Genomic DNA, 25,935 nt, shown 5'->3' with positions numbered 1-25,935 from the left:
GGGGAGGCTTGTCGCTCGTGTTCGTGTTCGTGTTCGTCCTGCCTCGCGGTCCTCCTACATCTCGGCTCGGCGGAGCCGGGGCCGGGGTCCCTGATGGTGTTCCCGCTCCCGCCGGAGCGTGCAGGCGGCGGCGGGTGGCCCGCCGGGCCCACGGCGCTGCCGTGGGATGCGGCGGCCCCGATGAGCGGCGCGGTCACCCAAGTCGGCTGTCCTCATGGGTTTCTCCTCTCCTTCGTGCGGCCCGCCGTCGCGGCTTCCTGCGGGACCGGATTTCCGCTGACGCTCCGTCAGAACGCCGGAGTACGCCATCGATGGCCTGACACCACCCCCTCGGGTGAGGTGACGGCGCTCCTCCGTACCGGAAGCGAACACCTGTAGGACTCCGGAGCGGCCGACGGGGCGTGCCGCGCGCCGCACGGTGGTCCCGGCGCAGGCCCGGCCACCCGGGAGGCGGCCGTCAGCTCCGCGTGCGGAAGGTGCGCAGGCGGAGGCTGTTGGTGACGACGAAGACGGAGGAGAAGGCCATCGCCGCGCCGGCGATCATCGGGTTGAGGAGTCCGGCGGCGGCCAGGGGGAGGGCGGCGACGTTGTAGCCGAAGGCCCAGAAGAGGTTGGACTTGATGGTGCCCAGGGTGCGGCGTGCGAGGCGGATGGCGTCCGCGGCGGTTCGCAGGTCGCCCCGGACCAGGGTGAGGTCGGCGGCCTCGATGGCCGCGTCCGTGCCCGTGCCCATGGCGAGGCCGAGGTCGGCCTGGGCGAGGGCGGCGGCGTCGTTGACGCCGTCGCCGATCATGGCGACGCTGCGGCCCTCGGTCTGGAGGCGTTTGACGGCGTTCACCTTGTCCTCGGGCATGACCTCGGCGATGACCTGGTCGCCGGGGAGGTTCAGGCCGATCTCGTGGGCCACCGCCTGGGCCACCGCTTGGTTGTCGCCGGTCAGCAGTACCGGGGTGAGTCCCAGGGCGCGCAGGTCGCGGACGGCCTCGGCGCTGGTCTCCTTCACCGCGTCGGCCACCTCCAGGACGGCGCGGGCGGCTCCGTCCCAGGCGACGGCGACGGCGGTGCGTCCCCGTGCCTCGGCCTCGGCCTTGGCGCGGGCGAGGCCGGGAGGCAGCCCGATGGCCCATTCGGCCAGCAGCCCGGTCCGGCCGACGAGGACGGCGTGGCCGTCGACGATGCCCTGGACGCCGAGTCCGGCGATGCCCGCGAAGTCCTCCACGGCGGGCAGGACGCCGACCTTCTCGGCGGCGCCCGCCGCGATCGCCCGGGCGACGGGGTGCTCGGAGGCGTGCTCCAGGGCGCCGGCCAGGCGCAGCACCTCGGCCTCGTCCTCGCCGTCGGCGGTGCGGACGGCGAGCAGGGTCATCCGGCCGGTGGTGACGGTGCCGGTCTTGTCCAGGACGACGGTGTCGACCTTGCGGGTGGTCTCCAGTACCTCCGGCCCCTTGATGAGGATGCCGAGCTGGGCGCCGCGTCCGGTGCCGACCATCAGCGCGGTGGGGGTGGCCAGGCCCAGGGCGCAGGGGCAGGCGATGATCAGTACGGCCACGGCGGCGGTGAAGGCGGCGGTGAGGCCCGCACCGTTGCCGAGCCAGAAGCCGAGCGTGCCCAGCGCGAGGGCGATGACGACGGGGACGAAGACGCCGGAGATGCGGTCGGCCAGGCGCTGGGCGGCGGCCTTGCCGTTCTGCGCGTCCTCGACCAGCCTGGCCATCCGGGCGAGCTGGGTGTCGGAGCCGACGCGGGTGGCCTCGACGACCAGGCGGCCTCCGGCGTTGAGGGTGGCGCCGGTGACCGTGTCGCCCACGCCGACCTCGACGGGGACGGACTCGCCGGTCAGCATCGAGGCGTCCACGGCCGAGGAGCCCTCGACGACGGTGCCGTCGGTGGCGATCTTCTCGCCGGGGCGGACCACGAAGCGCGTCCCGACGGCCAGCCGCGCGATGGGGACGCGCTCTTCGCGGCCTCCCTCGCGCAGGACGGTGACCTCCTTGGCGCCCAGTTCCAGGAGGGTGCGCAGGGCGGCGCCGGCCTTGCGCTTGGAGCGGGCCTCGAAGTAGCGGCCGGCCAGGATGAAGGCGGTGACCCCGGCGGCGGCCTCCAGGTAGATGTTGCCCGCGCCGTCGGTGCGTTCGATGGTCAGCTCGAAGGGGTGGGTCATGCCGGGGGTGCCGGCCGTGCCGAGGAACAGCGCCCACAGCGACCACAGGAAAGCGGCCGAAGTGCCCACCGAGACCAGGGTGTCCATGGTGGCCGCGCCGTGCCGGGCGTTGGTCCATGCCGCGCGGTGGAAGGGCCAGGCGGCGTAGGTGACCACGGGGGCGGCCAGGGTCAGCGACAGCCACTGCCAGTACTCGAACTGCCAGGCCGGGACCATGGCCAGCGCGATGACGGGTACGGCCAGGACCACGGCGGTGGTCAGCCGCTGCCGCAGCGGTCGCAGCTCGTCCCCCTCGTCCGCGGCGGGAGCCGTCTCGCCGGCGCCGCCGCCGGTGGTCCCGCGCTCGGGGGCGGGGGGTGCGGCGGTGTAGCCGGTCTTCTCGACCGTGGCGATCAGGTCGTCGACGGTCACGCCCTCGCCGAAGGCGACCCTGGCCTTCTCGGTGGCGTAGTTGACGGTGGCGCTCACCCCGTCCATGCGGTTGAGCTTCTTCTCGATGCGGGCGGCGCAGGAGGCGCAGGTCATGCCGCCGATGGCGAGTTCGACCTCGGTGTCCGTGCCGACGGTGGTGGTCATCACTGCTCCTCGGGAGGGGCGGGCGCCGGGCCGCCGCGCAGGGGCCCGGCACGTACGGGGGAAGGGATCAGGCGGCCCGGCCGGTGAGTTCGTATCCGGCCTCGCCGACGGCCTCGGCGATCCGGGCGTCGTCGGGCGCGCCCTCGGTGGTGACGCCGACGTGGCCGGCGGCGAGGTCGACCTCGACGGAGAGCACGCCGTCGAGTCCGCCGACGGCCTCGGTGAGCGTGGCCGCGCAGTGGCCGCAGGTCATGCCCGCGACCGCGTAGACCGTGGTGGTGCCCTCGGCGGCCGTGGTCCGGGCGGCGGCGGTCGAGCGGCTTCCGCCGGGGGTGCAGCAGGACGACATGGTTCTTCCTCCGGGAGAGATCCTCATGATACCCCTAGGGGGTATCGGCGATGCCGTCATGTATACCCCCTCCCCGTATTTTTCGGCAAGTCCCGGCGAAGAGGCTTCCTATACCGGTGGGGGGTATATGGTGGAGGTGTCGCGGCCCGTGCAGGCAGACACATCGAGGAGAACGTCATGAACACCGCATCGAAGATCACCGCGTTCACCGCCGCGCTCGCGGCCGTCTTCGGGGCCGCCTACGGAGTGGGGAACGCGGTGGACCCCGTCGTCCCGGAACCCGCCCGCGCGGCGCACGCCGACGCCGACGGCGGCGCGCGGGAGCGGGAGGGCGGTCACGGGGAGACGCCGGCGGGCGGCCTGCGGATATCCGAGGGCGGCTACACCCTCGACCTGGCCACCCCCCGCGTCACCGCCGGACGGCGGGCGGACCTGAGCTTCACCGTCCGGGACGAGGCCGGGCGGCCGGTCACCGCGTACCGCACCGAGCACGGCGAGCAGCTCCACCTGATCCTGGTCTCCCGGGACCTGACCACCTACCGCCACCTGCACCCGCAGCGGGCGGCCGACGGCACCTGGAGCACCCCGGTGAAGCTCCCCGCCGCCGGCGACTACCGGGTCTTCGCCGACTTCACCCCCGCCGCCCGGGGCGCCGAGGGCGTCACCCTGGGCGCGGACCTCGCCGTCTCCGGCACGTACGAGCCCGGGAAGCTCCCCGAACCGTCCCGCACCGCCACCGTCGACGGCTACACCGTCACCCTCGACGGCGCGCTGCGGCCGGGCGCGGCCGGGACCCTCGACCTGAAGGTCTCCAAGGACGGCCGCCCGGTCACCGACCTGGAGCCCTACCTCGGCGCCTACGGCCACCTGGTGGCCCTGCGCGCCGGCGACCTCGCCTACCTCCACGTCCACCCGGGCGGCGGGCCCGGCGACGGCGCCACCGAGCCCGGCCCCACCGTCTCCTTCACCGCCACCGCGCCCAGCGCCGGCTCCTACCGCCTCTTCCTGGACTTCAAGCACGACGGCGAGGTCCGCACCGCCGCCTTCACCGTCACCGCCGGCGGCCCGGCCGAGGCCGGGCGGAAGGAGGTCGGCGGCGGCACGGACCACGAGGAGAGCGGCCCCCACGGGCACTGACCGGCCCCGCCCTCCGGCCGGTCGGCCGGAGGGCGGTGAGGGGGTTCGCGGGCGGGCCGGACGGGAGGGGACCGGAGGGCGCATCCCTCGCGACGACCACCCCCCACCACACCCGCGGCGTCGCCGAGTCCCCGGCTGTCCGGACCGGGGCGTGACCCGCGCGGCGGGCCGAGATGACGGTGCCCTGCTCCCGGACTGCCCCCGAACTGCCCCCGAACTGCTTCCGAATTGCCCCCGGGCTCCCCCCGACTGCCCCCCGTCTGTCCCGGCCGCCCCCGGCGCCCGGATGCCTTCGGCCGTCGGGGGTCCCCGACGGCCGCCCGTGCATGACGGTGTCCCGCAAGGGCAGCCGCACGGGCATGCTGGACAAACTCCTGACCGTCACCGCCGCCTTGGCGCTGGTGATCGCCGCCCTCTCCGTACGCATCCAGCGGGCCCCGCTGAGCGGCCCGCTGCTGGCTCTGCTGACCGGGGTCGTCTTCGGCCCGGAGGTGCTGGGCGTCCTCGATCTGCCCACCGTGGTGGAGGGGCACGCGGAACTGCACGAGGCGTCACGTCTGCTGCTGGCGGTCTCGGTGATGGCGATCGCCCTGCGCTATCCGTTCCGCGACGTGCGGTCGGGGGTGAAGCCGCTGACCGTCCTGCTGGTGGTGGCCATGCTGGGCATGGCGCTGATCACCACGGCGCTGTCGGCCGTCGTCCTCGGGGTCGGCCTCGGCGCGGCGGCACTGCTGGGCGCGGCCCTGTGCCCCACCGACCCGGTGCTCGCCTCCAGCGTGGTCACCGGTGAACCGGCGGAGAAGGGGGTCGCCGCCCGGACCCGGCAGCTGCTCTCCCTGGAGTCGGGCGCCAACGACGGACTCGCCCTGCCCCTGGTGCTCGCCGCGGTGGCGATCGCCGGGACCCTGAGCGGCGGCGACGCGCTGCTGGAGTCCCTGTGGCAGGTGCTGGGCGCGGTCGTCTTCGGAGCGGCGGCGGGCGCGCTGGGAGGAAAGGCGCTGCGCACCGCCGAGAGGCACAGGACCGTCCAGTCCGGCCCCCTGCTCGTGTACACCCTGCTGCTGGCCCTCTTCGTGCTCGGGGCGGCCGGGCTGATGCGCCTCGACGGCGTCCTCGCCGTCTTCGTGAGCGGACTGGCCTTCAACGCGACGAGCTCGGTCAGCGAGCGCGCCGACGAGGACAAGAACGACGAGGCGGTCAACCGCTTCCTCGTCCTGCCGCTGTTCGCGGTGTTCGGGGCCATGATCCCCTGGCGGGAGTGGGGCGAGCTGGGCTGGTGGCGCGGCGCCCTGCTGGTCCTGGGGGTCCTGCTGCTGCGCCGGCTGCCGGTCCTGCTCGCGCTGAAGCGCCCGCTCTCCCTGGCCTGGCGGGACGTCGTCTTCATGGGCTGGTTCGGCCCCGTCGGCGTCTCGGCCCTGTTCTACCTGACCATGGAGGCCCACCGGCTCGGCGCCGATCCGGTGGTGCTGGCCGCCGGGACGCTGGTCATCGCCGCCAGCACCCTCGCGCACGGCGTCACCACCGCCCCCGGCCTGGCCCTCTACGCCAGGGCCGGGCAGCGGGACCGGGACCGGGAGGCGGCGCGGTGAGCCCGGCGGCTGCGCTCGCCGGCTGCGCCCTGGTGATCCTGGCGCTGGCCGACGCGGTGGTCACCTCGCTGTCGATGGTCACGGGCACCGGCCCGGTCAGCGGCCGGGTGGCCAAGGGGGTGTGGCGGGCGCTCCTGGCCGTCCAGGCCCGGGCGCCGCGCGGGGCGCGGCTGCTGGAGTGGAGCGGGACGTGCACCCTGCTGGCCACCTTCCTGACCTGGACGGCGCTGCTGTGGGCCGGATGGTGGCTGGTGTTCGCCTCCCACGACGCGGCCGTGGTCACCTCCCGCGCCTCCGTGCCCGCCGACGGCTGGGCGCGGGTGTACTTCACCGGCTACACGGTCTTCACCCTGGGCACCGGCGACTACGTTCCCGGCACCACCTGGGCCCAGGTGGCCACCACCTTCGCCGCCCTGTCCGGGCTGTTCCTGGTCACCCTCTCCATCACCTACCTGGTGCAGGTGGTCCAGGCGGTGGTCCACAAACGCGTGCTGGCCGAGCAGATCCACGCCCTGGGCAAGGACGCCTCCGGCATCGTCGCCGGGGGGTGGACCGGGAACGGCTTCAGCTCCATGTTCAACCAGCACCTGGTCTCCCTGACCGCCCCGCTGCTGCGCCTGGGCGAGCAGCACCTGGCCTACCCGGTCGTCCACTTCTTCCACTCGTCCTCGCGCCACAAGGCCCCCGCCCTGGCCGTCGCCGCCCTCGACGACACCCTGCTGCTGCTGCGCTCCGGCGCGGCCCCCGAGGCCCGACCCGACCCGGCGGCCACCGGGCCCCTGGGGTCCGCCCTGGACCAGGTGCTGGACACCCTGCGCGGCCAGTTCTTCAGCCGGGCCGAGCGCGAACGTCCCGCGCCCCCGCTGTCGGTGCTGCGGCGGGCGGGCGTCCCCGTGGTCGACGAGGAGCGGTACGCCGTCGCTGTCCGGGAGCACGCCCGGCGGCGGCGCACCGTGCAGGGGTTCCTGGACAGCGACGGGTGGCGCGACGACAGGGCCTGAGGCGTCACCCGCCGGTTCCCGGGGCGGGGGCGCGTCCCCGGCGGGCGCCTTCGGGGCCGCCGGGCGCCGGCCGGCCCCGCCCGTACGCGTACCGCCCCGTACGCGTACCGCCCCGTACGCGTACCGCCCCGGCCGCGGGGCCGGGGCGGTACGGGGTGCCGCGCTGCCGGCGGCGCTCCGGGGCGTGCCTCAGAGGGTCGCCAGGAGTTCGTTGCAGGCCTGCTCGCAGCGGCGGCAGGCCTCGGCGCACACGCGGCAGTGCTCGTGCATGTCGGCGTGGCGCTCGCACTCGTCCGCGCAGGACTTGCAGACCATGGCGCAGGCCTGGAGCTGGGTGCGGGTGATGTTGGCGTCGTAGCCGGTGTGCCGGGAGAGGATCTTGCCGGTGGCCTCGCAGATGTCCGCGCAGTCCATGTTGGTGCGGATGCACTTGCGCAGCTCGGCGACCATGTCCTCCGACAGGCAGGCGTCCGCGCACGCCGTGCACGCCTGCGAGCAGTCGAAGCACTCGGAGATGCAGCGCTCCATGGCCTCGCGGTCCACACCGCCGAGATCGGCCGGGTAGGTACGCAGCATCTCGCTGACCATCGTCGTCATGGTGGTCACCCCTTCTCTCGGTTCTTCCCGGTCTTCCGGGTCTTCCGGGTTCTCGGTCTTCCGTTCGGTCCGCGGGCGGACCGGTCCCGGGCAGGCGGGAGGCCCGCGGTTCGTCCGACCGGGTAACACCCGAAAGCGGTGCATAAACCGGAAACCGGGACCTGCTCCAGGCGGGCCCCGGTCTCCGTGCGCCGGCCCTACTCCCGGCCGAGCAGCCTGTTCATCTTCCCGATCTCGGCGTTCTGGGTGGCGATGATGTCGTCCGCCATGGACGTGGCCGGACCGTAGGAGCCGTTCTCCCTCTCGTCCTCGGCCATGGCCACCGCGCCCTCGTGGTGCTCGACCATCATCGTGAGGAAGGCGGTGTCGAACGCCTCGCCGGAGGACCTCTCCAGCTCGGCCATCTCCTGCGGGCCCATCATCCCGGGCATCCCGTGGGAGCCGTGGCCGGAGTGGTCCGCCTCGGCCATGCCCTCCGTCTCCGGGGGCACCGGCTCGCCCCAGGACTCCAGCCATCCGGACAGGGTCTCGATCTCCGGGGCCTGGGCCTTCTCGATCTCGGCCGCCAGGGCCTTCACCTCGGGCGAGGACGCCCGGGTCCCGGCCAGTTCGGCCATCACCACCGCCTGCCGGTGGTGGGGGATCATCCCCTGCGCGAAGGAGACGTCGGCGGCGTTGTGGGAGCCCGCCGAGGCCGGGGCGGAGGCGCTCGGCGCGGACCTGCCGTCGTGGCCGGAGTGGCCGGTGGAGGCGTCCTGGGTGCCGCAGGCGGCCAGGACGGCGGCGGTCGTCGCGGCGGCGGCCAGGACGGCGGCGCGGCGCGGGGCGGAACGGTGTGCGGTCATGGTGATACGACTCCTGCTGTGGGAGGGGGCCTCGGCGGGCGAGGCGGGTGAAGGGCACGCGGAGGCACGGCGGCCGGCCCCCGGAGGGGCGGCGGTGCGGGGCGGTGCGCCTATATGAGCAGGAGTTGCAGCTCGCTCAGCGACGGGGGAGAGCGGCTGCCCGGGGGGTCCGCGGGTGCCCGCCGGAGGGCGGCCTGCGCGGTCGCCGGGGCGGTGGCGGCGGGGAGGAGCGTCGGCAGGGGCGGTGCGCCGGACGTACCGCCGGCCGCGCAGGTGGTGTCGGCGTGGTCCAGGTGCCCGCCGGTCCCGTGACCGGAGTGGGCGCAGGCGCCGTCCCCGGAACCGGCGAAGGCGCCGGGGACGCCGGGCGCGGCGGTGGGCCCGGGCATCGCGTGGCCCGTCGCGGGCAGGGCGCGGGCGGTGTCCGACGGGCCGGCCGGGCCCAGGCCGTGCATGGCCACCAGCCCGGCCAGTACGGCCAGAACCAGCAGCATCAGGCGGGTCCGCGCCCCGTGGGGGCGGGCCGGGGGATGCGGTCGCCGGTTCACGCGGGCATTCTACGGGCCCGCCACCGGCGCGGCGGCACGGTGGCACGGCGGACCGAGGGGCGCGCGTCCGGCGGGGGCGGGTGTGTGAGCCACGCGGTCTGGCCCGGCTGATTCGACATATGTCAACATAGGCGTATGTCGAACGCGAAGGCGCTGCCGGTCCTGGACGAGAACGCGGTGCCGTGCTGCCCGCCGCTGACCGAGCGCCCGCTGACGGCCGAGGAGGCCGAGCGGACCGCCGCGATGTTCAAGGCGCTGGGCGATCCGGTGCGGCTGCGGCTGTTCTCCGCGGTCGCCTCGCACGCGGGCGGCGAGGCGTGCGTGTGCGACATCTCCGACGTGGGCGTCTCCCAGCCCACCGTCAGCCACCACCTGAAGAAGCTCCGCGAGGCCGGGCTGCTCACCTCCGAGCGGCGCGGCACCTGGGTCTACTACCGCGTCGAGCCGTCGGTGCTCGCCGCCATGGGGCGGTTCCTCGCCTCGGCCGGAGCCCGACCGCCCGCCGGTTCCGGGGGCTGACCGTCCGGTGTTCCGGGCCGTCCGGTGTTCCGGAGGGGTCGGCGGCCGGGGTGCGGGGGCATGGGGAGGCGCCGGCCAGGACGGGGGGGAGCCTGGCCGGCGCCGGTCTGTGCGCGGGTGCCGGTGGACGGCGGTCGCCTTCGCGGCGAGGGGCGCTGAGGGGCTTCAGCCGAACGATCTTCCCCACAGGCGATGGGTGAGGCCCGGGGACACTGTCCCGCCCACCGGCACCCGCGATGGGTACAACCGGCCGACCATCCCCGACATTCCACCCCATAGGAGCATTTCCCGTGACGTGCGTCACGGGTCGCCGGCGGAGCGGTGCCGGGGCGGGAACAGCCCGCGCGGCCCGCTAACGGAGTTCGCCCTCCAGCAGCCCCATCACGACCTTGTCGTACCAGCGGCCGTCGCGCCGGAAGGACTCCCGCAGCCTGCCCTCCTCCACGAAACCGACCTTCTCGTAGACGCGGCGGGCGGCGTGGTTCCCGGCGACGACGGTCAGCGAGATCCTGTGCAGCCGCATCCGCTCGAAGCCGTAGCGGCAGGCCGTCCGCATCGCGTCGGTGGCGTAGCCGCGCCCCCAGCACTCCTTCTCGCCTTCTCGCCGAGGTAGATGTCGAGGTCGGCGCAGCCGGTCTCCGGCTCGGCGCCGTGCAGCCGGACCAGGCCGACCAGCTCCCCGTCCGCGAGCGCCTCGATCCCGAAGAGCACGTCGCCGTACGCGTTGCGCTGCCGCTCCTCGAGCCACCTCACGGTCAGAGCGAGCGGCTGTGCGTAGTCCTCGTCCATCCAGCGCATCACGTCGGGGTCGTGGTTCCACCGCCACAGCGCCTCGGCGTCCGGCGGACCCATGGCCCGCAGCTTCACCAGGTCTCCGAGCACCATGGGAGGGCCTCCGTGTTCCATGACCGGGGTTCGCGGACCGCCACTGACAGCACGGGCGGACACCGCGTTCAATCGGGTGACCGGCCCGCCGTGACGGCGCCCTCGCCCGCCTCCGGGCCACCGGCTCCCGGCCGGACACCGGCCAGGCACCGGTCAGGCACCGGTCGGACGGCGGCCTGATACCGCCTCCACGGCGAGGACGCCGTCGCGCCGGGGCCGCGTCCACCGCCGTCCCGCGCCGGGCGCCAGACGGCGAACTCGCGGTCGGCGAGGACCTCTTCGACCGCCCGCCGGCCGACGTCGGCGAGTACGGGACTGGTGACGCGGTAGGAGTGCAGGGCGGTGAGGCCGAGGCACAGCGCCCAGCCGCGCCCGCGCGCCCAGATCGCGTCGTCGGCTCCGGCCGCCTCGCGGAACGGCTCCCGGGCAGCGGCGGTCGGCAGCGTCCAGGCGGGCATGGTGTCGCACGCCGGGTCGCCGCGGAAGGAGGGGTGACCTCCGTCCGCCTCGACCGAGCGCAGGGCCGCGGTGAAGCGGCCCGGCGTCACGGCGGCGTCAGCCGGGCCTGACGTTGTGGTTGAGCCGGAAGACGTTGCCGGGGTCGTACTCGCCCTTGACCGCGGCCAGCCGCCGGTAGTTCTCGGGACCGAACCCCGCGACGACGCGGTCCTCGCCCTCGTTCCCGATGAAGTTGAGGTAGACGGCGCCGATCGACCAGGGCGCGACGTCGGCGCGGACGTCGTGGGCCCACCGCCTGACGCGTTCGTCGTCGGCCGGGTCCTCCCACAGGCCGAAGGGGTGCGCCACCCACGGCGCACGGCGCCAGGGGACGGGGTACTCCGCCGGCCCCCGCGCGACCGCGCCGCCCTGGGGGAACAGCACGTGCTGGGAGGGGGAGGGCACGAGCAGGTCGTCGGCGCGGGCGCAGAAGGCGTCCACGGCCGGGTCCGGGAGGGAGGCGAGGTACTCCGCGGACCAGTAGTTCCGGTAGCCGGGCGGATCGTCGAGCATGCACTGGAGGTCGGCGTAGGACAGCTCGGTGATCATCTCGGCGTCGTGGTCGAGGTCGAGCACGGGCTCGGCCACGTCGCGCATCTCCTGCATCCCGCCCGCGTACGTGATCAGCACCGCGCAGCAGAGCCTTCCGACCATGTCCTCGGGCACGAACTCCTCGGGCGGACCGGTGAGGTAGATCAGCCCCCCGCCGACCTCGTCCGGGGCGGACTCGGTGAAGTCGCGGTAGACGCGGGCCACTTCGGGACCCGCGTCGGGCGGCCACATCAGCAGGGCCGCGGTCATCACCGGCAGGGGGTGCAGCCGCAGGGTGAACGAGGTGGCCACGCCGAAGTTGCCGCCGCCCCCGTGGAGGGCCCAGAACAGCTCCGGGTTCTCGTCCCCGCTCGCGCGCACGGTGCGGCCGTCTGCGGTCACCAGCTCGACGGACAGCAGGTTGTCGCAGGCCAGGCCGAACTTGCGGTCCAGCCAGCCCGCCCCGCCGCCGAGCACGAACCCGCCCAGCCCGGTGGTGGACACCCGGCCGCCGGTCGTCGCCAGGCCGTACGGCTCGGTGGCCCGGTCCAGATGGCTCATGACGGCGCCGCCGCCGACCCGCGCGGTGCGGCCCCCGGGATCGACCGTCACCGTGTGCATGCGCCGCAGGTCGACGACGAGGCCGCCCTCGGACAGGGCCGTGCCCGCGACGCCGTGCCCGCCGCCGCGGACCGCGATCTCCAGGCCGTTCTCCCGCCCGAACCGGATCGCCCCGGCGACGTCCCGCTCCGTCTCGCACTGGGCGATGACGGCGGGGCGCCGGTCGATCATCGCGTTGAAGACCGTGCGGGCCTCGTCGTAGGACGCGTCGCCGGGGGTGATCACACCGCCCGAGAAGCCGGTGCGGAAGTCGGTGAGGGCCCTCTCGCCCACTGCGTGGGACGTTCCGTGGGACGCCATGCCGCCCCCCTTCGTCGGGGCACCGGTCGGACCTCGTCTTCCACGGTAGTCCCGGGCGGGGCGGGGCGCGCCCGCACGTCGTCGGCGGCCGGTGCCCGGTGTGGCCGGGCGGGGAGGGGGCGGCGGGTCAGGCGGGCGGGGGAGGAGGGGCGCCGCGGCCGTCCAGATAGCTCGCGCGGCCCTCGTCGTCGAGATCGAAGGAGCCGCGGGGGATGACGCAGAACTCGTTCCCCTCGGGGTCGGCCATGACGAGGAAGCCCCCCTCCTCCGCGTACCGCGGCAGCCACCGGCCGCCCAGCGCCTCGATCCGCCGCCGTTCGGCGACCGGGTCGGGCGAGGTGACGTCGACGTGGACGCGGTTCTTGCCCGTCTTCGGCGTGGCGGCCCTCTGGAAGCCCAGGACCGGGCCGCCGCGGCGCGCGAGCCACACGTACGGGCCCGTCCTCGCCGCGATCGGCCGTCCCAGGAGCTCCGACCAGAACGCCGCCAGCCGCTCGGGGTCCTCGGAGTCGATGACGATGGCGCCGATGTCCGGTTGAGTGTCGTCTGCCATCCTCCGATGCTCGCAGACCGCGGGGCCGGGCGCCGGGGTCACCGGGGCCTCCGGCGCGGTACGGGGCAGGCGGCCGGGGCGGCGGGTCACGCGGGCGCCCACACGTACGGCGTGGTGGTGGTCACCGCGCGGAACCCGCCGCGGCGCGGGATCGGCGCGCTGTCGGGCGGGGCGTCGACGTGCGGGTGGCTCACGCCGTGCGCCGCGGCGAGCCGGACCCGGGCGGCCCACCAGGGCCGGCGGATCCCGCGGCCCCGCCACCCGGGCAGCGTCGAACCGCCCCGCCACCCGGCGAAACCGGTGCCCGGCCGGACGACCAGCCACGCGGCGCAGGACGACGCCGCCCGGCACCACCGGGTCCGCCGCGATCCCGGACACCGCTGCGACCAGCGCCTCCTCCCTCTTCCCGGGGACGACCCCGGTCACTCGCGGACGGCTCGTCAGATCCCCCGGCACGTCGTGTGCTTGGGTGCGCCACTGGCGCCGGCATCCCGTACTCGGCGAAGAAGTCGCGCTGCCGCAGGACCATGCGCTCCGGTCCGGAGCCGCGCGGCCCGATGTCGCGCGGAGCCACGGCGAGGCCCCGGGACCGGCCGGTGATCCGCAGCGGCGGTCCGTCGTGCTCGTGGACGACTCCGGCCGACGGCTCGGGGAGGACTCCGCGCGACCGCTCGTCGCAGGCGGCCGGCGGGGCGGGCCGGGGCGGTGAATCCGCTGTTCCGCGCCGTTTTCGAGCACTCCGGAAAATTACCTTGTTTGGGTGTTGCGTTCATGGCAATGCGTTTCTTCGAAGACGACAAGGAGGTACCCAGACATGGGCATCATCGCGTGGATTCTCATCGGTCTGCTCGCCGGAGCGATCGCCAAAGCCCTCATGCCGGGCAAGGACCCCGGCGGCATCCTCGTCACGATGCTGATCGGTATCGTGGGCGGCCTTCTCGGCGGTTTCCTCGGAAAGGTGATATTCGGCGTCGACTCGATCGACGGATTCTTCGACCTCTCCACCTGGATCGCCGCCATCATCGGCTCGGTCATCGTTCTCGCCATCTACCGGGCCGTGACCGGCCGCGGCAACCGACGCCACGTCCACGCCTGACCCGGACGCCGGGTACCCGGACATGCGGTGGTCGGTGACCACCTGTCGCCGCACCGACCGGCCGGCGTGGTACGCCGCGCCCTTCGAACCGGCCCCGTCGGCCGTCTCGCGGGCGATTCGGAATCCACCCCCGGCGGTCCCCTCACCAGAGTGGACCGCCGGGGGTGAGGCGTGCCGTCGTGCCGATGGGGGAGGCCGCGGAGCGGGCCGGAGGAGGCCCGGCCGCCTTCTCCCCGGTCCGGCGCGCCGCCGGTCGGTGGAGCCGGTGCCGCGGAGGCGGGAGGGACGGTCGGGAGGCCGCCCTGCCGGACGGTGCGGACGACGCGGCGGACGGTGCGCCCGAGGGCGTCCACGGCGGCGGCCGTCGCGGTGCCCGTGGGCGCGCGGGTTCGCGGTGAGGCGGCCGGGGCGGCCCGCAGCCTGCCGGGCCGGTGGCGCATCGGGTCCTGGGCGGCCGTCCGTGACGACCACCGGTCGCTCGTCCGTCGCCGGGGGTCGGCCGAAGTGACGCGCGGGCGGGCCGCCGGTCGCGCCGTGCGCGGAGACGCTGCCCGGGCGCGGGCCGTGGGCAGCTCCGGGGGCCCTGAACCACCGGTGCGCGGCAGATGGCCGTCCTCGGGCGAGGGGTGCCCGTACCTCCACGTCTCTTCCGCCGGTCGTTGACGGGGGACTCTTCTTCCGGCCGGTGCGGAAAACGGTGGGGGCAGGAATATGGGAGCGCTCCCGGTCGAGCGTCGCGACACAGTCGGCCCACGTGGTGGAGCCGTCATGAAAAGGCGGGTTCCGTGATGTCCGCACCGCGTCGCCGGAATTCCTCGGAGGTCCGCGCGGCCGCGCGGCGGGCCGTGCGGGACCGGCGTCGGCAACGCCGCCGGAGCGCGGTGATGTGCGGGCGGCGAAACCGGCTCGCCCGCACATCACCGCGCTCCGGCGTGGTCACCGCCCGCGCGGTCGCGGGAGGTGGCCACGCGTTCCCGGTTTCCGCCGGGATCCGCCGGGAAAAAGGAAGGGTTTCCTTTTGCCGGGTGATCCGGTGAGGGAACTCCTTTTCCGCTCGCTCGAATCCTTGTGGATTCCGGTGTCTCCGCCGGAGAATTGCTCCTGCGGGCGGAGGCGGATCGCGCGTTGAATGCGCTAAATGCGCGTAATGTGCATAATGCGGTGAATGTCTTGAATGCGCGGAAGGTGCGAGGTGGCGAGCGGAAACGGCGCGCGCCCGGTGCCCGCGCCGTGGCGGCGCTTTCGTCGGCGCGTCGGCGCGACGGCGGTGGGAGCGGGAGGACCTGTCGCGTCGCGGGATGTGCCGGAAAGCAGGGGGGAGCACGGGGAAGCACGGGCACACCGGACCGGACCGGATCCCGCCGTGGACGCGGTGCCGCGGCGGCGCAACCGGCCCGTCGGCAGGGCGGCTTGAGCGCGCGTCGGGCCGCGCGGGCCCGCGCGGCATCCGGGCGCTCAGGGCTTGCGGGCGACCGCGGCGTAGCAGGCGGCCTCGGCGTCGGTGACGTTGCCGAACGTCTGGCCGGGATCGGGTCGCCAGCGGTGGGAGGTGGTGATGCCCGGTTCGAACAGCTCCCAGCCGCGGAAGAAGCGGGCGAACTCCTCCCGGGTGCGCGCCTGTCCCGGAGTCCCCGAGGCGCGGTAGGCCTCGGTGAGGCGGGCGATGCCCTCCGGGTCGAAGTCGGGTGTGACGTGGCTGATGGCCAGGGTGCTGCCCGACGGCAGCGCGGCCTTGAGGTGGTCGACGATCTCGTGCGCCCGGTGCTCGCCGGGCACGAAGTGCAGGAGCGCGTTGAGGCTGAGCGCCACCGGCCGTCCCAGGTCGAGGGTCTCCCTCACCTCCGGCGCGTCCAGGAGGGCGGCCGGATCGGTGACGTCGGCATGGGTGTAGGCGGTGCGCCCGGCGGGGTGGCTGCGCAGCAGCGCCTGGGCGTGGGCGAGGACGATGGGGTCGTTGTCGGCGTAGACGATCCGCGCCCCGGGCGCCTCCTCCTGGGCGATCTCGTGGAGGTTGGGGGAGGTGGGGATGCCGGTCCCGACGTCGAGGAACTGGCGCATGCCGCTGCGGGCGAGGAAGCGGGTGGCCCGGTGCATGAACTCCCGGTTGGCGCGGGCGGCGACCAGGACGGACGGGAAGAGGGCCATGGCCCGCCCGGCGGCCTCGCGGTCGGCGGGGAAGTTGGTGTGGCCGCCGAGGTAGTAGTCGTACATGCGGGCGGAGTGCGCCCGGTCCAGCTCCAGGTCGATCGCGCTGTCGTCCGCGCCGCCGGTACCGCCGTCGACCGCCTGGGACACCCTGACCCCGCCCTTCGTCGCCGTTCGCCCGTTCCGCCGTCGGCCCCCCTCAACCCGCCCACGGGAAAGGCCGGTTGAGGGAGGGGGTGTACTGTACCGTCCTTCCCCACCCGCCATGATGGTCATCACACTATTACTCTGGGCTCATTTTTTGGGGAAACCACTGTCCGACGATGCCCACATCCGATTGGCTTGGTGGGCGGGGCCCGACCCCCGCGCCGGCAGCCGCCCCCGCCGGGGAGCGCTGCGGCGCCCGTGGACAGGACGCCCGTGACAGCCGATCCGACGAGCCCGACGACCCCGACGACCCCCCACACGGAGCCGGGAAGACCCGCGGTGAACACTCCTGACAACGTCCCCGTCGACGTGGACGCCGACCCCCCGCGGCCGTCCGCCCCCCACCGGCGGATGACCCTGACCTTCGACGCCTTCCACGAGTACCACCACAAGGTGTGGCTGCGGTACGCCCGGACGCAGGTGGGCGGCCGGGCCGCCGCGGAGGCGGTGGTCGAGGCCGCCTGCGGCCATCTGCTGCGGCACTGGAACCACGTACTGGAACAGGAGTCCGTCCCGGCCTACGCGTGGACGGTGCTCAAGGAGCGGATCCGGGAGTGGCTGGACCGCAACGGCCGCAGCCCGGCGCTGACGGAGACCGCGGCCTTCGAGGCCGCCTGCCGCGGCCGGCTGCTGGGCGAACTGCTGGACGAGCGGGACGGGTTCACGGCGCTGGAGAACGGCCTCAGCCTGTACGCGGCCATCGCCGAACTGCCCGAGCGGCAGCACGACGCGGTCGTCCTGCGCTACGTACTGGGCTGCACCGAGGAGGACGTGGCCCAGTACCTGGGCTGCGGCGCGGTCGCCGTGCGCACGCACGTGCGGCACGCCAAGAGGAAGCTGGCGGCCCGGCTGGGCCTGAGAGGAAACCACGGAACGGGGGAGCGGTAACGTGCGCGGTACCGACGGGCACCGGACGATCGACACACTGCTGGACGGGGCGGAGGTCCTCGGCGACGAGTACGACGAGTACGACTCCGCCGCCGCCCGTGAGCGCGTCGCCCGAGGTCTCGACCACGGCCCGCTTCCCGTGCGACCGCCCTCGCCGGCGGACACCGGGTGGCGGTACCGCACCGCCCACGAGCAGGCCGCCCACGACCTCGACCTGGCCATCTCCCTGGTGGTGGGCTCCCCCCGGGCCGCCGGCAGCCTCGCGCGGCTGGTCGACCACCAGCGCACCGAACCCGAGGGCGCCCTGGTCTTCGGCTGCCTGCTCCATCTGGTCGGCCACCGGGAGGCGGCCCAATTCTGGTGGCAGTTCGCGGCCGGCGGCGGAAGCCGCACCGCGGCCTTCTGCCTCTGCCTCCACCACCGGCGCCTCGGGGAGTTCCGGGACGCCGACTACTGGCGCGAGCAGGCCGCCCTGCTGGGAAGCGCCCGCCGCTCCCCCCGGGCCGCCCGCGGCGCCGCCGTGCCGGAACTGCGCGGCTTCCTGCTGCCGGACTCGATACGCCGGGACCTGCTCAGCCAGTGCCACCGCGGGCGGCACCCCCAACTGCCGCCCGCGGTGGAGGCCGTCGTCAACCGGCTGCGCGTCGCCGCCGACGACGAGGACTTCGGCGAGATCCCCCAGCCGGCACCGGGCCTGCCGGACGAACTGGCCGGGCCCCGTACCCACTGAGCCCCCACTGAGTCCCCGCTGAGCCCCGCCGGGCCGTCACAGGATCCCGCCGGCCCCGCCGACCTCTCCGGCGCGACGGCCGTCCGGCCGGACGGCCCGGCGGTTCGGGCTCAGGCGGTCCGGGGGTTCAGGCGGTCGCCCCGAAGTCCGTCCGGGAGTGGACGGGGTGGCCGGCCCGGTCCGCCGCGACCCGCCAGGCGGCGACGACCGCCCGGCGGGCGTCGGCGGTGGCCGTGACCACGTCGCCCGACAGCCGGACCGGCTCGCCGACGTGGACGTGGACGTCCGGGCGGCGCAGCGGGGCGGTGACGAACCCGGCCAGTTGCTTGGCGGTGGACCCGGAGCTGATCCGGCGGGAGCCGGCCTGCCCGAGCGGGACGACCGGCGCGCCGGTGGCCAGCGCCAGCCGCGCCAGCCCGCTGCGGAACGGACCGGGCTCGGCCTCGCCGGAGTCCGCGCGGCGCGGCAGGCCGCCCTCGCCGTAGATGAGCACGACCCGCCCCGCCGCGAGCGCGGCGGCGGCGCCCTCCAGCGAGGCGGCGGCCCGCTCGGTGCCCCGGTGCACCGGGACGTGCCCGTCGCGGACGAGGGCCTGGCGCAGGCCGGGTATCCGCCACAGCCCGGCGGTCGCCAGCACGACGGGCCTGGTGCCCAGGCGGTGCAGGGCGGCCAGGACGACGCCGGGGTCGACCAGCGAGGTGTGGTTGGCGGCGACGATGCTGCCGGGGGCGAGGTCGGCGCCGGGGTCGGAGGTGACCCGCAGACGGCCGAGCGCGGGGACGACGGTACGGGCGACGGTGCTGAGCACGGCGGGCTCCTCTGCGTACTCCTGGATGGTCCGGTGCGTCCGCCGGACGCCGGGTGCCGGACGTCGGGAGGGGCGGTGGACCTCATCCTCGCCGGGCGTGTCCGGCGGCGCCTGAGTAGTCGTACTCATCCGGGCCCGTGCGTTCGTACCCGGCCCGCTGCCGGTCCGGCCGGGGGAGGAGCGCCACCGAAACGGATGGGAAAAGTGTGCCAAGCGGCGCCGACGAGCCGTGGCCGCCCCACCGGCGCGGCGCGGGCCGGGTGCGGCGGGCTCCCGCGGCACAGCGGGGAGGTCCGCGGCCCCCGGGACCGGTGGCGGGAGCGGACGTGCGCGGGCCCGCCGTCCGTGGGGGCGGGACCCGCGGAACGCGTCCGCACGTCTCGGCGCACCGTACGGACGCGGGACCGGGACGCCCGGGCCCGGGAGCCCGGGGCCGGGCGGCTGCTCCCGCGGCTCGCGGCCCGGGCCGCCCGCCACCAGCAGGCCGGCGATGTCCGGCGGGGCCGTCACCGGCTCGTCGGGCTGCCGGTACGGCAGGTACACCACGCCCGGCTCGGCCATCTCCAGGCACTCGAAGAAGGCGGCGATCCGCGCCAAGCTCCGCAGCTGCCCCCGGCCGAGGGCCTCCCGCAGCACCGACTCCAGGCCGCGGGCCTGGGGGGTGGAGGAGCAGAAGTGGGTGAGCGGCAGACAGCCGCCCGGGCCCAGCCACCTCTCGTAGGTCTCCACCAGACCGGCGGGGTCCTCCTCGTCGAGGAGGTGGTGGACCACCGCGTTGAGGATCAGTCCCACCGGGCGGCCGGGGTCCGGCGTCCCGGTCACGTCGGGGTGGTTCAGCAGGACGTCGGGCTCGCGTATGTCGGCGGTGACGACGACGGTGTGCTCGTTGTCCTCCGGCAGCGCGAGGGCGACGGGGTCGTTGTCGACGTGGACGACCTTCGCCTCGGGGTTGATCTCCTGGGCCGCCTGGTGGGTGTTCTGCGCGGTGGGCAGGCCGGAGCCGATGTCCAGGAACCGGTCGATGCCCTGGCGGGCCATGCGGCGCACCGCGCGGACCGGCAGTCTGCGGTTGGTCCGCGCGCCCTCGCCTCCGTCGGGGAAGGCCCTGGCCACCTGCTCGGCGATCTCCTGGTCCACCGGGTGGTCGTCCTTGCCGCCGAGGATGGCGTCGTGGACGCGCGCGATGCTGGGGACGGAGGTGTCGATCTCGACCGGCTCCCGGGCCGACCGGCTCCGTGTCCGGCTCATGTCGTCGGCCCTGTGGTCTGTCCCGCCGCCTGGGTGAGTGGTCGTCGGGTCGTGCGTGGGGACGGGTCCCCGGCCGGCGGGCGGGCCTGGAGCCCGCCGGCCGGGGATCCGCGGACGTCAGGAGAGGAGGAAGTCCGCCTTCCCCTCCTTGGCACCCCGGATGAACGCGTCGATCTCACCGGGGGTGTAGATCAGCGCGGGACCGTCCGGATCGGTGGACTGCCGGATGGCGACGCGGCCGTCGGGCAGCTTCCGCGCCTCCAGGCAGGTGCCGCCGTCGCCACCGCTCCACGGCCTGTGCCAGCCCTCGGTGCCGAGGTCGCCGGCGGGCATGCCGTTGTACACGCGGTCCATCTCAGAGCTCCTTGCGGAAATCCCGGAGGATCTCCTTCGTGCGCCGTGCTGTTGCCGCCTGGGCCGACATGCGGTCCAGGAGTTCGAGGTGGGAGGCGACCTCGGTGCGCTCGTCCAGGTAGACGGCGCCGGTGAGGTACTCCACGTAGACCACGTCCGGGAGTTCGGGGAGCCCGAAGCGGAAGAGGACGAACGGCCCGTAGGTGCCCGGGTGGAACCCGGAGGAGAACTCGGTGATCTGCAGGGTCACGTTGGGCCGCTCGGCCTCCTCCAGCAGCCGGTCGACCTGGGCCCGCATGACCTCCGGCGGGCCGACGGGACGGCGCAGCGCGGTCTCCTCCACCAGGACCCGCAGACGCGGGGCGTCGGGGCGGGTGAGCAGGTTCTGGCGCTCCATGCGCAGCGCCACGTGCCGCTCCACTTCTCCCCTGAGGGCCCGTCCCACCGCCCCCTTGCGCAGTATGTGCCGGGCGTACTCCTCGGTCTGCAGCAGACCGGGGACGACGTGCGGCTCGTAGACCCGGATCACCTTGGCGGAGCTCTCCAGGCTGACGTGGACGCTGAACCAGTCCGGCAGGACGTCGCGGAACCGCTGCCACCAGCCCGGCCGGTTGGCCTCCTCGGCCAGCGCGACGAAGGTCTCGGCCTCGCGCCCGGTGATCCCGTAGGCCTCCAGCAGTAACCGGACGTACGGGATCTTCAGCGCCACCTCGGCCGTCTCCATCCTGCGGATGGTGGCGGAGGCGACGTGGAGGACCTTCGCGGCCTCCTCGCGCCTCAACCCCGCCTTCTCGCGCAGGTCCTGGAGCCGCCTGCCCAGTACGAGCCGGCCCACGGTCGGGGCGGACCGGGGCTCACTCATCGCGGGTGCCCCCCGGTCTCCTCGCCATGTCCCGCAGTGTGCCACGGAAGTTCGCGGTGCGAACACCCTGCACCGGCGACTCTGAACTTTTCAGAGTGCCTCTGCCAACTGCCCCGGCCGGTGGGCACGGTGACGGTGTGACACGGTCCACCTCGACGCGGCCCGGAGCGTGCTGCACGCTCCACGACCGCCTTCTCCCCCCACCGCTGGAACCGGTCGTGCCGTTCGGCGGGGCCGGCTCCTCCGCGGCGCACGCGGGACCCCGACCCCCTTCAGGAGAACGGAGTTCGCCCTGCCGGCGCGCGCCGGGTCGGTGGGGGAGGCGCGCCGCCGGATCAGGTGGCGGCCGGCCGAGTGGGGCGCGGACGAGGAGCCCCGGGACGCGGCGGCCCTGGTGGTCTCGGAGCCGTTCACCAACGCGGTGGTGCACACCGGCAGCGGATCGGTGGTGTGCGAGGTGCGGGAGGAAGGGGGCGGGAGGGGCGCGCCGCTGCGCATCGAGGGGCGCGGGCCCCGCCCCGCGGACCCGCCTCCCGGAGGGGGAGCACGGACGGGGTCCGCTGCTGGTCGAGGCCGTCAGCGAGGCATGGGGGATCCGCGACGTGCGCGGCTGCGGCTGGTCGGTGTGGGCCCGGCTGAGGCCGGCCGCCGCGGAGCGCTGATGCGGTCCCTCGGCGCCGGGCCGCCGGCCCGGCTCGCGCGCGGCCTGTCCGCCCTGTCCATGCCGTCCGTGCCGTCCGTGCCGTCTGTGCCGTCTGTGCCGTCCGTGCCGTCCGCACGGGTGGCGGGAGCCGCGGCGGGGCGGCGGCGCGAGAGGCTGCGGCTCCCCGCCACGGGCGGGATGCGTGTTCGCCGACGCCGAGCGGCGGTGGTGGATCGTTCCCGCCGGCGCCGACGTCGGAGTGGTCCGGCCCGCGGCGGTCCGCTACTCGGCCGGCGCCCTCGTCGCCCCGAGCGCTCCGGGCCGTCCGCGCCCGGCCCACCGGCCCGAGGACGGCGTGCCCCACACCCACCCCGTGGTGCTGTGCATCGCCGTGTGCAACACCGTCGGCGTCCGCCCGGACTGGACCGGGCGGACGCGATCCGGCGGGCGCCGCTCAGAGCTTGCGGTAGCCGTACGCCTCCGTCGCCGCGGCCGCCACCGCGTCCAGGTCCGCCCCGGCGGAGGCGGTGACCACGGCCGCGACCGCGCCCTCCACGAAGGGGGCGTCCACCAGGCGGGTGTCCCGGGGCAGCTCCTCCTCCTCGGCGAGCAGGGTGCGCACCGTCAGCACCGCGCTGCCCAGGTCCGCCAGCACCGCGACGCCCGCGCCCCGGTCGGCCCGGCGGGCCGCCTCGGTGATCAGCTCCGAGCTGGTGCCCAGACCGCCGTCCCCGGTGCCCCCGGCCGGCACGACCGGGACGGCGGCGCCGCCGCCCGCCAGCCCGAGGGCCATGTGGGCGACGGACTCGGCCACCTGCCTGCTGTGCGAGACCAGTACGACGCCGACCGGCTTCCTCTCCCCGGTCATGCGGACTCCCCGGCTCCGGCGGTGTCCGCGGCGGTGTCGGCGAGCGCGGCGAAGAACAGCGCCGAGGAGGTGGCGCCGGGATCCTGGTGCCCGACGCTGCGCTCGCCCAGATAACTCGCCCGTCCCCTGCGGGCCCGCATCGGCACGGTGGCGGCGGCCCCCTCCTCGGCGGCCCTGCGCGCCGCCTCGAAGTCCTCGCCCGAGGCGCCCAGCGCCTCGACGGCCGGATACAGCGCGTCCAGCATCGTCTTGTCGCCCCGCGCCGCCGAGCCCAGCTGTGCCACCGCGTCCACCCCGGTGCGCAGCGCCTCCCGCAGCTGTCCGCCGTCCACGCGGTCCTCCGTGCCCAGCGCCTTCCCCGCGCGCCGCAGCAGCGTCCCGTACAGCGGGCCCGAGGCGCCGCCGACGGTGGAGATCAGGCGGCGTCCGGCGAGGACGAGCACCGCGCCGGGGGAGGAGGGCTTCTCCTCCTCCAGGGCGGCGAGCGCGGCGGTGAGGCCGCGCCGCATGTTGCTGCCGTGGTCGGCGTCGCCGATGGCGGAGTCCAGCTCGGTCAGCCGCTCCGCCTCCCGGTCGACGGCTGCCGAGACCGCGGACATCCAGCGGCGGAAGAAGTCGGCGTCCAGTACGACGGTCACCACGGTCTCCTCGCGTCTGTGTCCCTGCCGCGGCCGGCCTCCCGCCGCGGCGCCCGCTCCCGGTGTCCCTGCCCGGGACGCCGGATCACATGCCCCAGCGCAGCGCGGGGGTGCGCACCGGCGCGTCCCACAGCCGCAGCATCTCCTCGTCCGCCTGGCACAGGGTGACGGAGCAGCCCGCCATGTCGAGCGAGGTGACGTAGCTGCCCACGAGGGTGCGGGCCACCGCCACGCGGCGCTCGCCCAGTACGCGGTGGACCTCGGCGGCGAAGCCGTACAGCTCCAGCAGCGGGGTGCCGCCCATGCCGTTGACCAGCGCCAGCACGGGCCGGTCCGGGCGCAGGTCCTCCAGCACCGCGTCCACCGCCACGTCCGCGATCTCCCCGGAGGTCATCATCCCCCGCCGCTCGCGGCCGGGCTCCCCGTGGATGCCGATGCCCAGCTCCAGCTCGCCGGGCGGCAGCTCGAAGGTGGGGACGCCCCTGGCCGGGGTCGTGCAGGCGCTCAGCGCGACGCCGAAGCTGCGGGAGGACTCCACCACCTGCCGGGCCACCGCCTCCACCCGTTCCAGGGGCGCGCCCGCCTCGGCCGCCGCGCCCGCCAGCTTCTCCACGAACAGCGTGGCGCCGGTGCCGCGCCGTCCGGCCGTGTAGGTGCTGTCGACCACCGCGACGTCATCGTTGACCAGCACCTTGGCGACCTGGACGCCCTCGTCCTCGGCCAGTTCGGCGGCCATGTCGAAGTTCAGCACGTCGCCGGTGTAGTTCTTCACGACGAACAGCACGCCCCGGCCGCTGTCCACGGCCGCCGCGGCCCGCGTCATCTGGTCCGGGACGGGGGAGGTGAACACCTCGCCCGGGCACGCGGCGTCCAGCATCCCGTGTCCGACGAACCCGCCGTGCAGCGGCTCGTGCCCCGAGCCGCCGCCGGACACCAGGCCCACCTTGTCGGCGACCGGAGCGTCCCGGCGGAGGACCACCCGGTGCTCGACGTCGACCGTCAGCTCCGGGTGGGCGGCGGCCATGCCGCGCAGGGCGTCGGCCACCACCGTCTCCGGCACGTTGATCAGCATCTTCATGACTACCTCCGGATGGGTTCGGCGGTCGCCGTGGCGAGAAGATCAGTATCGCGGTGGATGTGCTCCGGGTCACCCCCGCGTCGTGCGGACGGGCTAGAGAAAGAAAAGTGTGCCAAGCGGCGCCAAGACCGGACGGGGGCCGAACGGCCCCCCGGGCTCGGCCGTACGGCCCTACGGGCGCACGCGGGGAGGTGCGAGCGTGGTGGCGACGGAGAGCGGGAACGCGGCGCGGAGTGATGGAACGGGCGGCACGGAGACGGCCGGCCGCGGCTCGCGCGGAACGGGAGAGGGACGATGAACGAACCGGTCGTGGTGGGTGTGGACGGCTCGCCGTCGAGTCTGGACGCGGTGGCCGCCGCGGCGCGCGAGGCGCGGCTGCGCGGCGTGGGGCTGCGGGTGGTGCACGCGTTCCTGTGGCCGGTCCTGCCCGTGCCGCTGGGGCCGTCGCCGATGGGCCCGCCGGAGGGCGGGCTGCGCAACGCGGCCGAACGGGTGGTGGCACAGGCGGTCGAGCACGCCCGCGAGACGGAGCCGGGGATCGAGGTCGAGGGCGAGATCGCCGTCGGCGAACCGCTGACGGTGCTGGAGGCCCGGTCGCACGACGCGGCGCTGGTCGTGGTCGGCAGCCGGGGCCTGGGCGGCTTCACGGGTCTGCTGCTGGGCTCCACCGCCGTGCACCTGTCCTCGCACAGCCGCTGCCCGGTCCTGGTGGTGCGCGGCAGGCCGGACCCCACGGGCCACGTGCTGCTGGGGGTGGACGGCTCCGCGGCGGGCGAGGCGGCGATCGGGTTCGCGTTCGCCGAGGCGTCGCTCCGGGGTGCGGTCCTGGTCGCCGTGCACACCTGGAACAACTGGACCGGCCCGGTCTCCGGCGGTCCCGCCGAGCCGCTGCCCCTGGTCTACGACGTGGACATGCTCCGCGACGAGGAGGAGCGGGTGCTGGCCGAGGCGCTGTCCGGGTGGCAGGCGAAGTACCCCGACGTCACCGTGCGCCGGCAACTGGTGGAGGGGCGTACCCGCCAGGCGCTGCTCGAGGCCAGCGGCAGCGCCCAGCTGCTGGTGGTGGGGGCGCGCGGGCGCGGCGGTTTCTCGGGCCTGCTGCTGGGCTCGGTCAGCCAGGCCGTCCTGCACCACGCGTACTGCCCCGTCGCGGTGGTGCGTGACCCCGGCGCGGGCGCGAGGGGGTGACGCCGCGCCCCCTGGACGCCCCTGGCCGCCCCGCCGCCGGCGACGCCCGCCGCGGGCCGCGGAACCGCGGGCGGACGAGCCGGCGCTGACCGGAGGGTCCGCCCCGGCGGCCGGGGACGAGGGGCTGCCGGACCCGTCGGCGCCGGTCGCCGACCGGGCCGGCCCGCCGGGGGAGCGGCGCGGGGGAGCGGGCCCGGACGGCCGCCGGGGCGCCCCCGGGCGGAAGCCCCGGCTCCGGCCGTCCGGGAGGGATTCACGACCGGGTTCGGAGGGGTGGCGCCGCCCTCCTCCCGGGTGAGGCGGTCCGCCACCCGCACCACGCGGGGGGCCTGCGCGGCCGTGGTGCGCCGGGTCGACCCACGGTGTGCGGCCCAGCACCTCCTCCACGGTGTCCTCGCGGACGTCGGCGTCCGGGCGCACGCGCGTCCTCACCGGGTCGTGGCGCGGGACGCTCCCGAGCGGGCGCAGCTCG

25 protein-coding genes and 1 pseudogene are annotated in these 25,935 nt (G+C 75.2%); 8 read left to right on the top strand and 18 right to left on the bottom strand.

Annotated elements, in window-relative coordinates; translation table 11 throughout:
- Positions 1-457 precede the first annotated feature (457 nt).
- Entirely contained in the window at positions 458-2,737 is a 2,280-nt protein-coding gene (locus tag QC029_RS11455) for a cation-translocating P-type ATPase (RefSeq protein ID WP_279555459.1), read from the bottom strand.
- Positions 2,738-2,804: 67 nt separating this feature from the next.
- Positions 2,805-3,086 (bottom strand): heavy-metal-associated domain-containing protein, encoded by a 282-nt coding sequence (locus QC029_RS11450; protein ID WP_279555458.1) that lies wholly within the window; start codon positions 3,084-3,086, stop codon positions 2,805-2,807.
- Between the two features lie 177 nt (positions 3,087-3,263).
- Between QC029_RS11450 and QC029_RS11445 the strand changes: the two genes are divergently transcribed.
- The 3 genes from QC029_RS11445 (at position 3,264) to QC029_RS11435 (ending at position 6,813) form a co-directional block, all read left to right on the top strand.
- Positions 3,264-4,223, top strand: coding sequence for a hypothetical protein (locus tag QC029_RS11445; RefSeq protein ID WP_279555456.1), 960 nt, complete (start codon positions 3,264-3,266; stop codon positions 4,221-4,223).
- 359 nt (positions 4,224-4,582) lie between these two features.
- The gene (locus QC029_RS11440) at positions 4,583-5,812 is read left to right on the top strand and encodes a cation:proton antiporter (protein ID WP_279555454.1); all 1,230 of its coding nucleotides are present in this window, start codon (positions 4,583-4,585) and stop codon (positions 5,810-5,812) included.
- Entirely contained in the window at positions 5,809-6,813 is a 1,005-nt protein-coding gene (locus QC029_RS11435; RefSeq protein WP_279555453.1) for a potassium channel family protein, read from the top strand. Before QC029_RS11440 ends, QC029_RS11435 begins: the two co-directional genes overlap by 4 nt.
- A 189-nt stretch (positions 6,814-7,002) precedes the next feature.
- Here the strand turns inward: QC029_RS11435 and QC029_RS11430 are convergent, their stop codons facing one another.
- From QC029_RS11430 to QC029_RS11420, 3 genes are all read right to left on the bottom strand, one after another.
- The gene (locus QC029_RS11430) at positions 7,003-7,410 is read right to left on the bottom strand and encodes a four-helix bundle copper-binding protein (protein WP_279555452.1); all 408 of its coding nucleotides are present in this window, start codon (positions 7,408-7,410) and stop codon (positions 7,003-7,005) included.
- Between the two features lie 197 nt (positions 7,411-7,607).
- Positions 7,608-8,255, bottom strand: a complete 648-nt coding sequence (locus QC029_RS11425) for a DUF305 domain-containing protein (protein WP_279555451.1) — start codon at positions 8,253-8,255, stop codon at positions 7,608-7,610.
- Positions 8,256-8,365: 110 nt separating this feature from the next.
- Positions 8,366-8,803: a DUF6153 family protein gene (locus QC029_RS11420; RefSeq protein ID WP_279555450.1), complete on the bottom strand. Its 438-nt coding sequence runs from the start codon at positions 8,801-8,803 to the stop codon at positions 8,366-8,368.
- A gap of 135 nt (positions 8,804-8,938) precedes the next feature.
- On the opposite strand from QC029_RS11420, the gene QC029_RS11415 reads away from it, so the two are divergent.
- A complete protein-coding gene (locus QC029_RS11415; RefSeq protein WP_279555449.1) occupies positions 8,939-9,322 on the top strand; it encodes a helix-turn-helix transcriptional regulator in 384 nt (127 codons plus the stop codon).
- 352 nt (positions 9,323-9,674) lie between these two features.
- Here the strand turns inward: QC029_RS11415 and QC029_RS11410 are convergent, their stop codons facing one another.
- From QC029_RS11410 to QC029_RS11390, 5 genes are all read right to left on the bottom strand, one after another.
- Complete coding sequence (locus tag QC029_RS11410) at positions 9,675-9,878, bottom strand: GNAT family N-acetyltransferase (RefSeq protein ID WP_279555448.1); 204 nt, start codon at positions 9,876-9,878, stop codon at positions 9,675-9,677.
- Entirely contained in the window at positions 9,821-10,207 is a 387-nt protein-coding gene (locus QC029_RS11405; RefSeq protein WP_279555447.1) for a GNAT family N-acetyltransferase, read from the bottom strand. Before QC029_RS11405 ends, QC029_RS11410 begins: the two co-directional genes overlap by 58 nt.
- Before the next feature lie 68 nt (positions 10,208-10,275).
- Positions 10,276-10,755, bottom strand: coding sequence for a hypothetical protein (locus QC029_RS31085; protein WP_336621578.1), 480 nt, complete (start codon positions 10,753-10,755; stop codon positions 10,276-10,278).
- 7 nt (positions 10,756-10,762) lie between these two features.
- Entirely contained in the window at positions 10,763-12,157 is a 1,395-nt protein-coding gene (locus QC029_RS11395) for an FAD-binding oxidoreductase (protein WP_279555445.1), read from the bottom strand.
- Between the two features lie 127 nt (positions 12,158-12,284).
- The gene (locus QC029_RS11390) at positions 12,285-12,710 is read right to left on the bottom strand and encodes a VOC family protein (protein ID WP_279555442.1); all 426 of its coding nucleotides are present in this window, start codon (positions 12,708-12,710) and stop codon (positions 12,285-12,287) included.
- Positions 12,711-13,524: 814 nt separating this feature from the next.
- Here QC029_RS11390 and QC029_RS11380 point away from each other — a divergent pair.
- The gene (locus QC029_RS11380) at positions 13,525-13,806 is read left to right on the top strand and encodes a GlsB/YeaQ/YmgE family stress response membrane protein (protein WP_093659358.1); all 282 of its coding nucleotides are present in this window, start codon (positions 13,525-13,527) and stop codon (positions 13,804-13,806) included.
- A gap of 1,455 nt (positions 13,807-15,261) precedes the next feature.
- On the opposite strand, the gene QC029_RS11375 is transcribed toward QC029_RS11380, so the two are convergent.
- A complete protein-coding gene (locus QC029_RS11375; protein WP_279555440.1) occupies positions 15,262-16,101 on the bottom strand; it encodes an SAM-dependent methyltransferase in 840 nt (279 codons plus the stop codon).
- A 336-nt stretch (positions 16,102-16,437) separates the two neighbouring features.
- Between QC029_RS11375 and QC029_RS11370 the strand changes: the two genes are divergently transcribed.
- Positions 16,438-17,046: an RNA polymerase sigma factor gene (locus QC029_RS11370; RefSeq protein ID WP_279555438.1), complete on the top strand. Its 609-nt coding sequence runs from the start codon at positions 16,438-16,440 to the stop codon at positions 17,044-17,046.
- 1 nt (position 17,047) lies between these two features.
- Positions 17,048-17,776 carry a hypothetical protein gene (locus QC029_RS11365; protein ID WP_279555437.1) on the top strand — a complete coding sequence of 243 codons (729 nt, stop codon included), beginning with the start codon at positions 17,048-17,050 and terminating at the stop codon, positions 17,774-17,776.
- Between the two features lie 127 nt (positions 17,777-17,903).
- Here the strand turns inward: QC029_RS11365 and QC029_RS11360 are convergent, their stop codons facing one another.
- From QC029_RS11360 to dhaK, 7 genes and pseudogenes are all read right to left on the bottom strand, one after another.
- A complete protein-coding gene (locus QC029_RS11360) occupies positions 17,904-18,584 on the bottom strand; it encodes a 1-acyl-sn-glycerol-3-phosphate acyltransferase (RefSeq protein ID WP_279555489.1) in 681 nt (226 codons plus the stop codon).
- Positions 18,585-19,058: 474 nt separating this feature from the next.
- Positions 19,059-19,832, bottom strand: a pseudogene (locus QC029_RS11355) (SAM-dependent methyltransferase); the annotation flags it as partial.
- A gap of 117 nt (positions 19,833-19,949) precedes the next feature.
- Complete coding sequence (locus QC029_RS11350; protein ID WP_279555435.1) at positions 19,950-20,186, bottom strand: DUF397 domain-containing protein; 237 nt, start codon at positions 20,184-20,186, stop codon at positions 19,950-19,952.
- A gap of 1 nt (position 20,187) precedes the next feature.
- Entirely contained in the window at positions 20,188-21,048 is an 861-nt protein-coding gene (locus QC029_RS11345; protein WP_279555434.1) for a helix-turn-helix transcriptional regulator, read from the bottom strand.
- A gap of 1,097 nt (positions 21,049-22,145) precedes the next feature.
- Positions 22,146-22,559 carry a dihydroxyacetone kinase phosphoryl donor subunit DhaM gene (gene dhaM / locus QC029_RS11340; RefSeq protein WP_279555433.1) on the bottom strand — a complete coding sequence of 138 codons (414 nt, stop codon included), beginning with the start codon at positions 22,557-22,559 and terminating at the stop codon, positions 22,146-22,148.
- Positions 22,556-23,158: a dihydroxyacetone kinase subunit DhaL gene (gene dhaL / locus QC029_RS11335; protein ID WP_279555488.1), complete on the bottom strand. Its 603-nt coding sequence runs from the start codon at positions 23,156-23,158 to the stop codon at positions 22,556-22,558. The genes dhaM and dhaL overlap by 4 nt, the downstream gene beginning before the upstream one ends.
- Before the next feature lie 124 nt (positions 23,159-23,282).
- Entirely contained in the window at positions 23,283-24,275 is a 993-nt protein-coding gene (dhaK, locus tag QC029_RS11330) for a dihydroxyacetone kinase subunit DhaK (RefSeq protein WP_279555431.1), read from the bottom strand.
- A 294-nt stretch (positions 24,276-24,569) separates the two neighbouring features.
- Between dhaK and QC029_RS11325 the strand changes: the two genes are divergently transcribed.
- On the top strand, positions 24,570-25,463 hold the full coding sequence (locus QC029_RS11325) for a universal stress protein (protein ID WP_279555430.1): 894 nt from the start codon (positions 24,570-24,572) through the stop codon (positions 25,461-25,463).
- The last annotated feature ends 472 nt before the right edge of the window (positions 25,464-25,935 follow it).

The sequence above is a fragment of the Streptomyces sp. DH37 genome (assembly GCF_029813835.1).
In the GTDB taxonomy this organism is placed as follows: domain Bacteria; phylum Actinomycetota; class Actinomycetes; order Streptomycetales; family Streptomycetaceae; genus Streptomyces.
The sequence above is the reverse complement of the archived record's forward strand: the minus strand, read 5'-3'. Positions and strand labels throughout refer to the sequence as shown.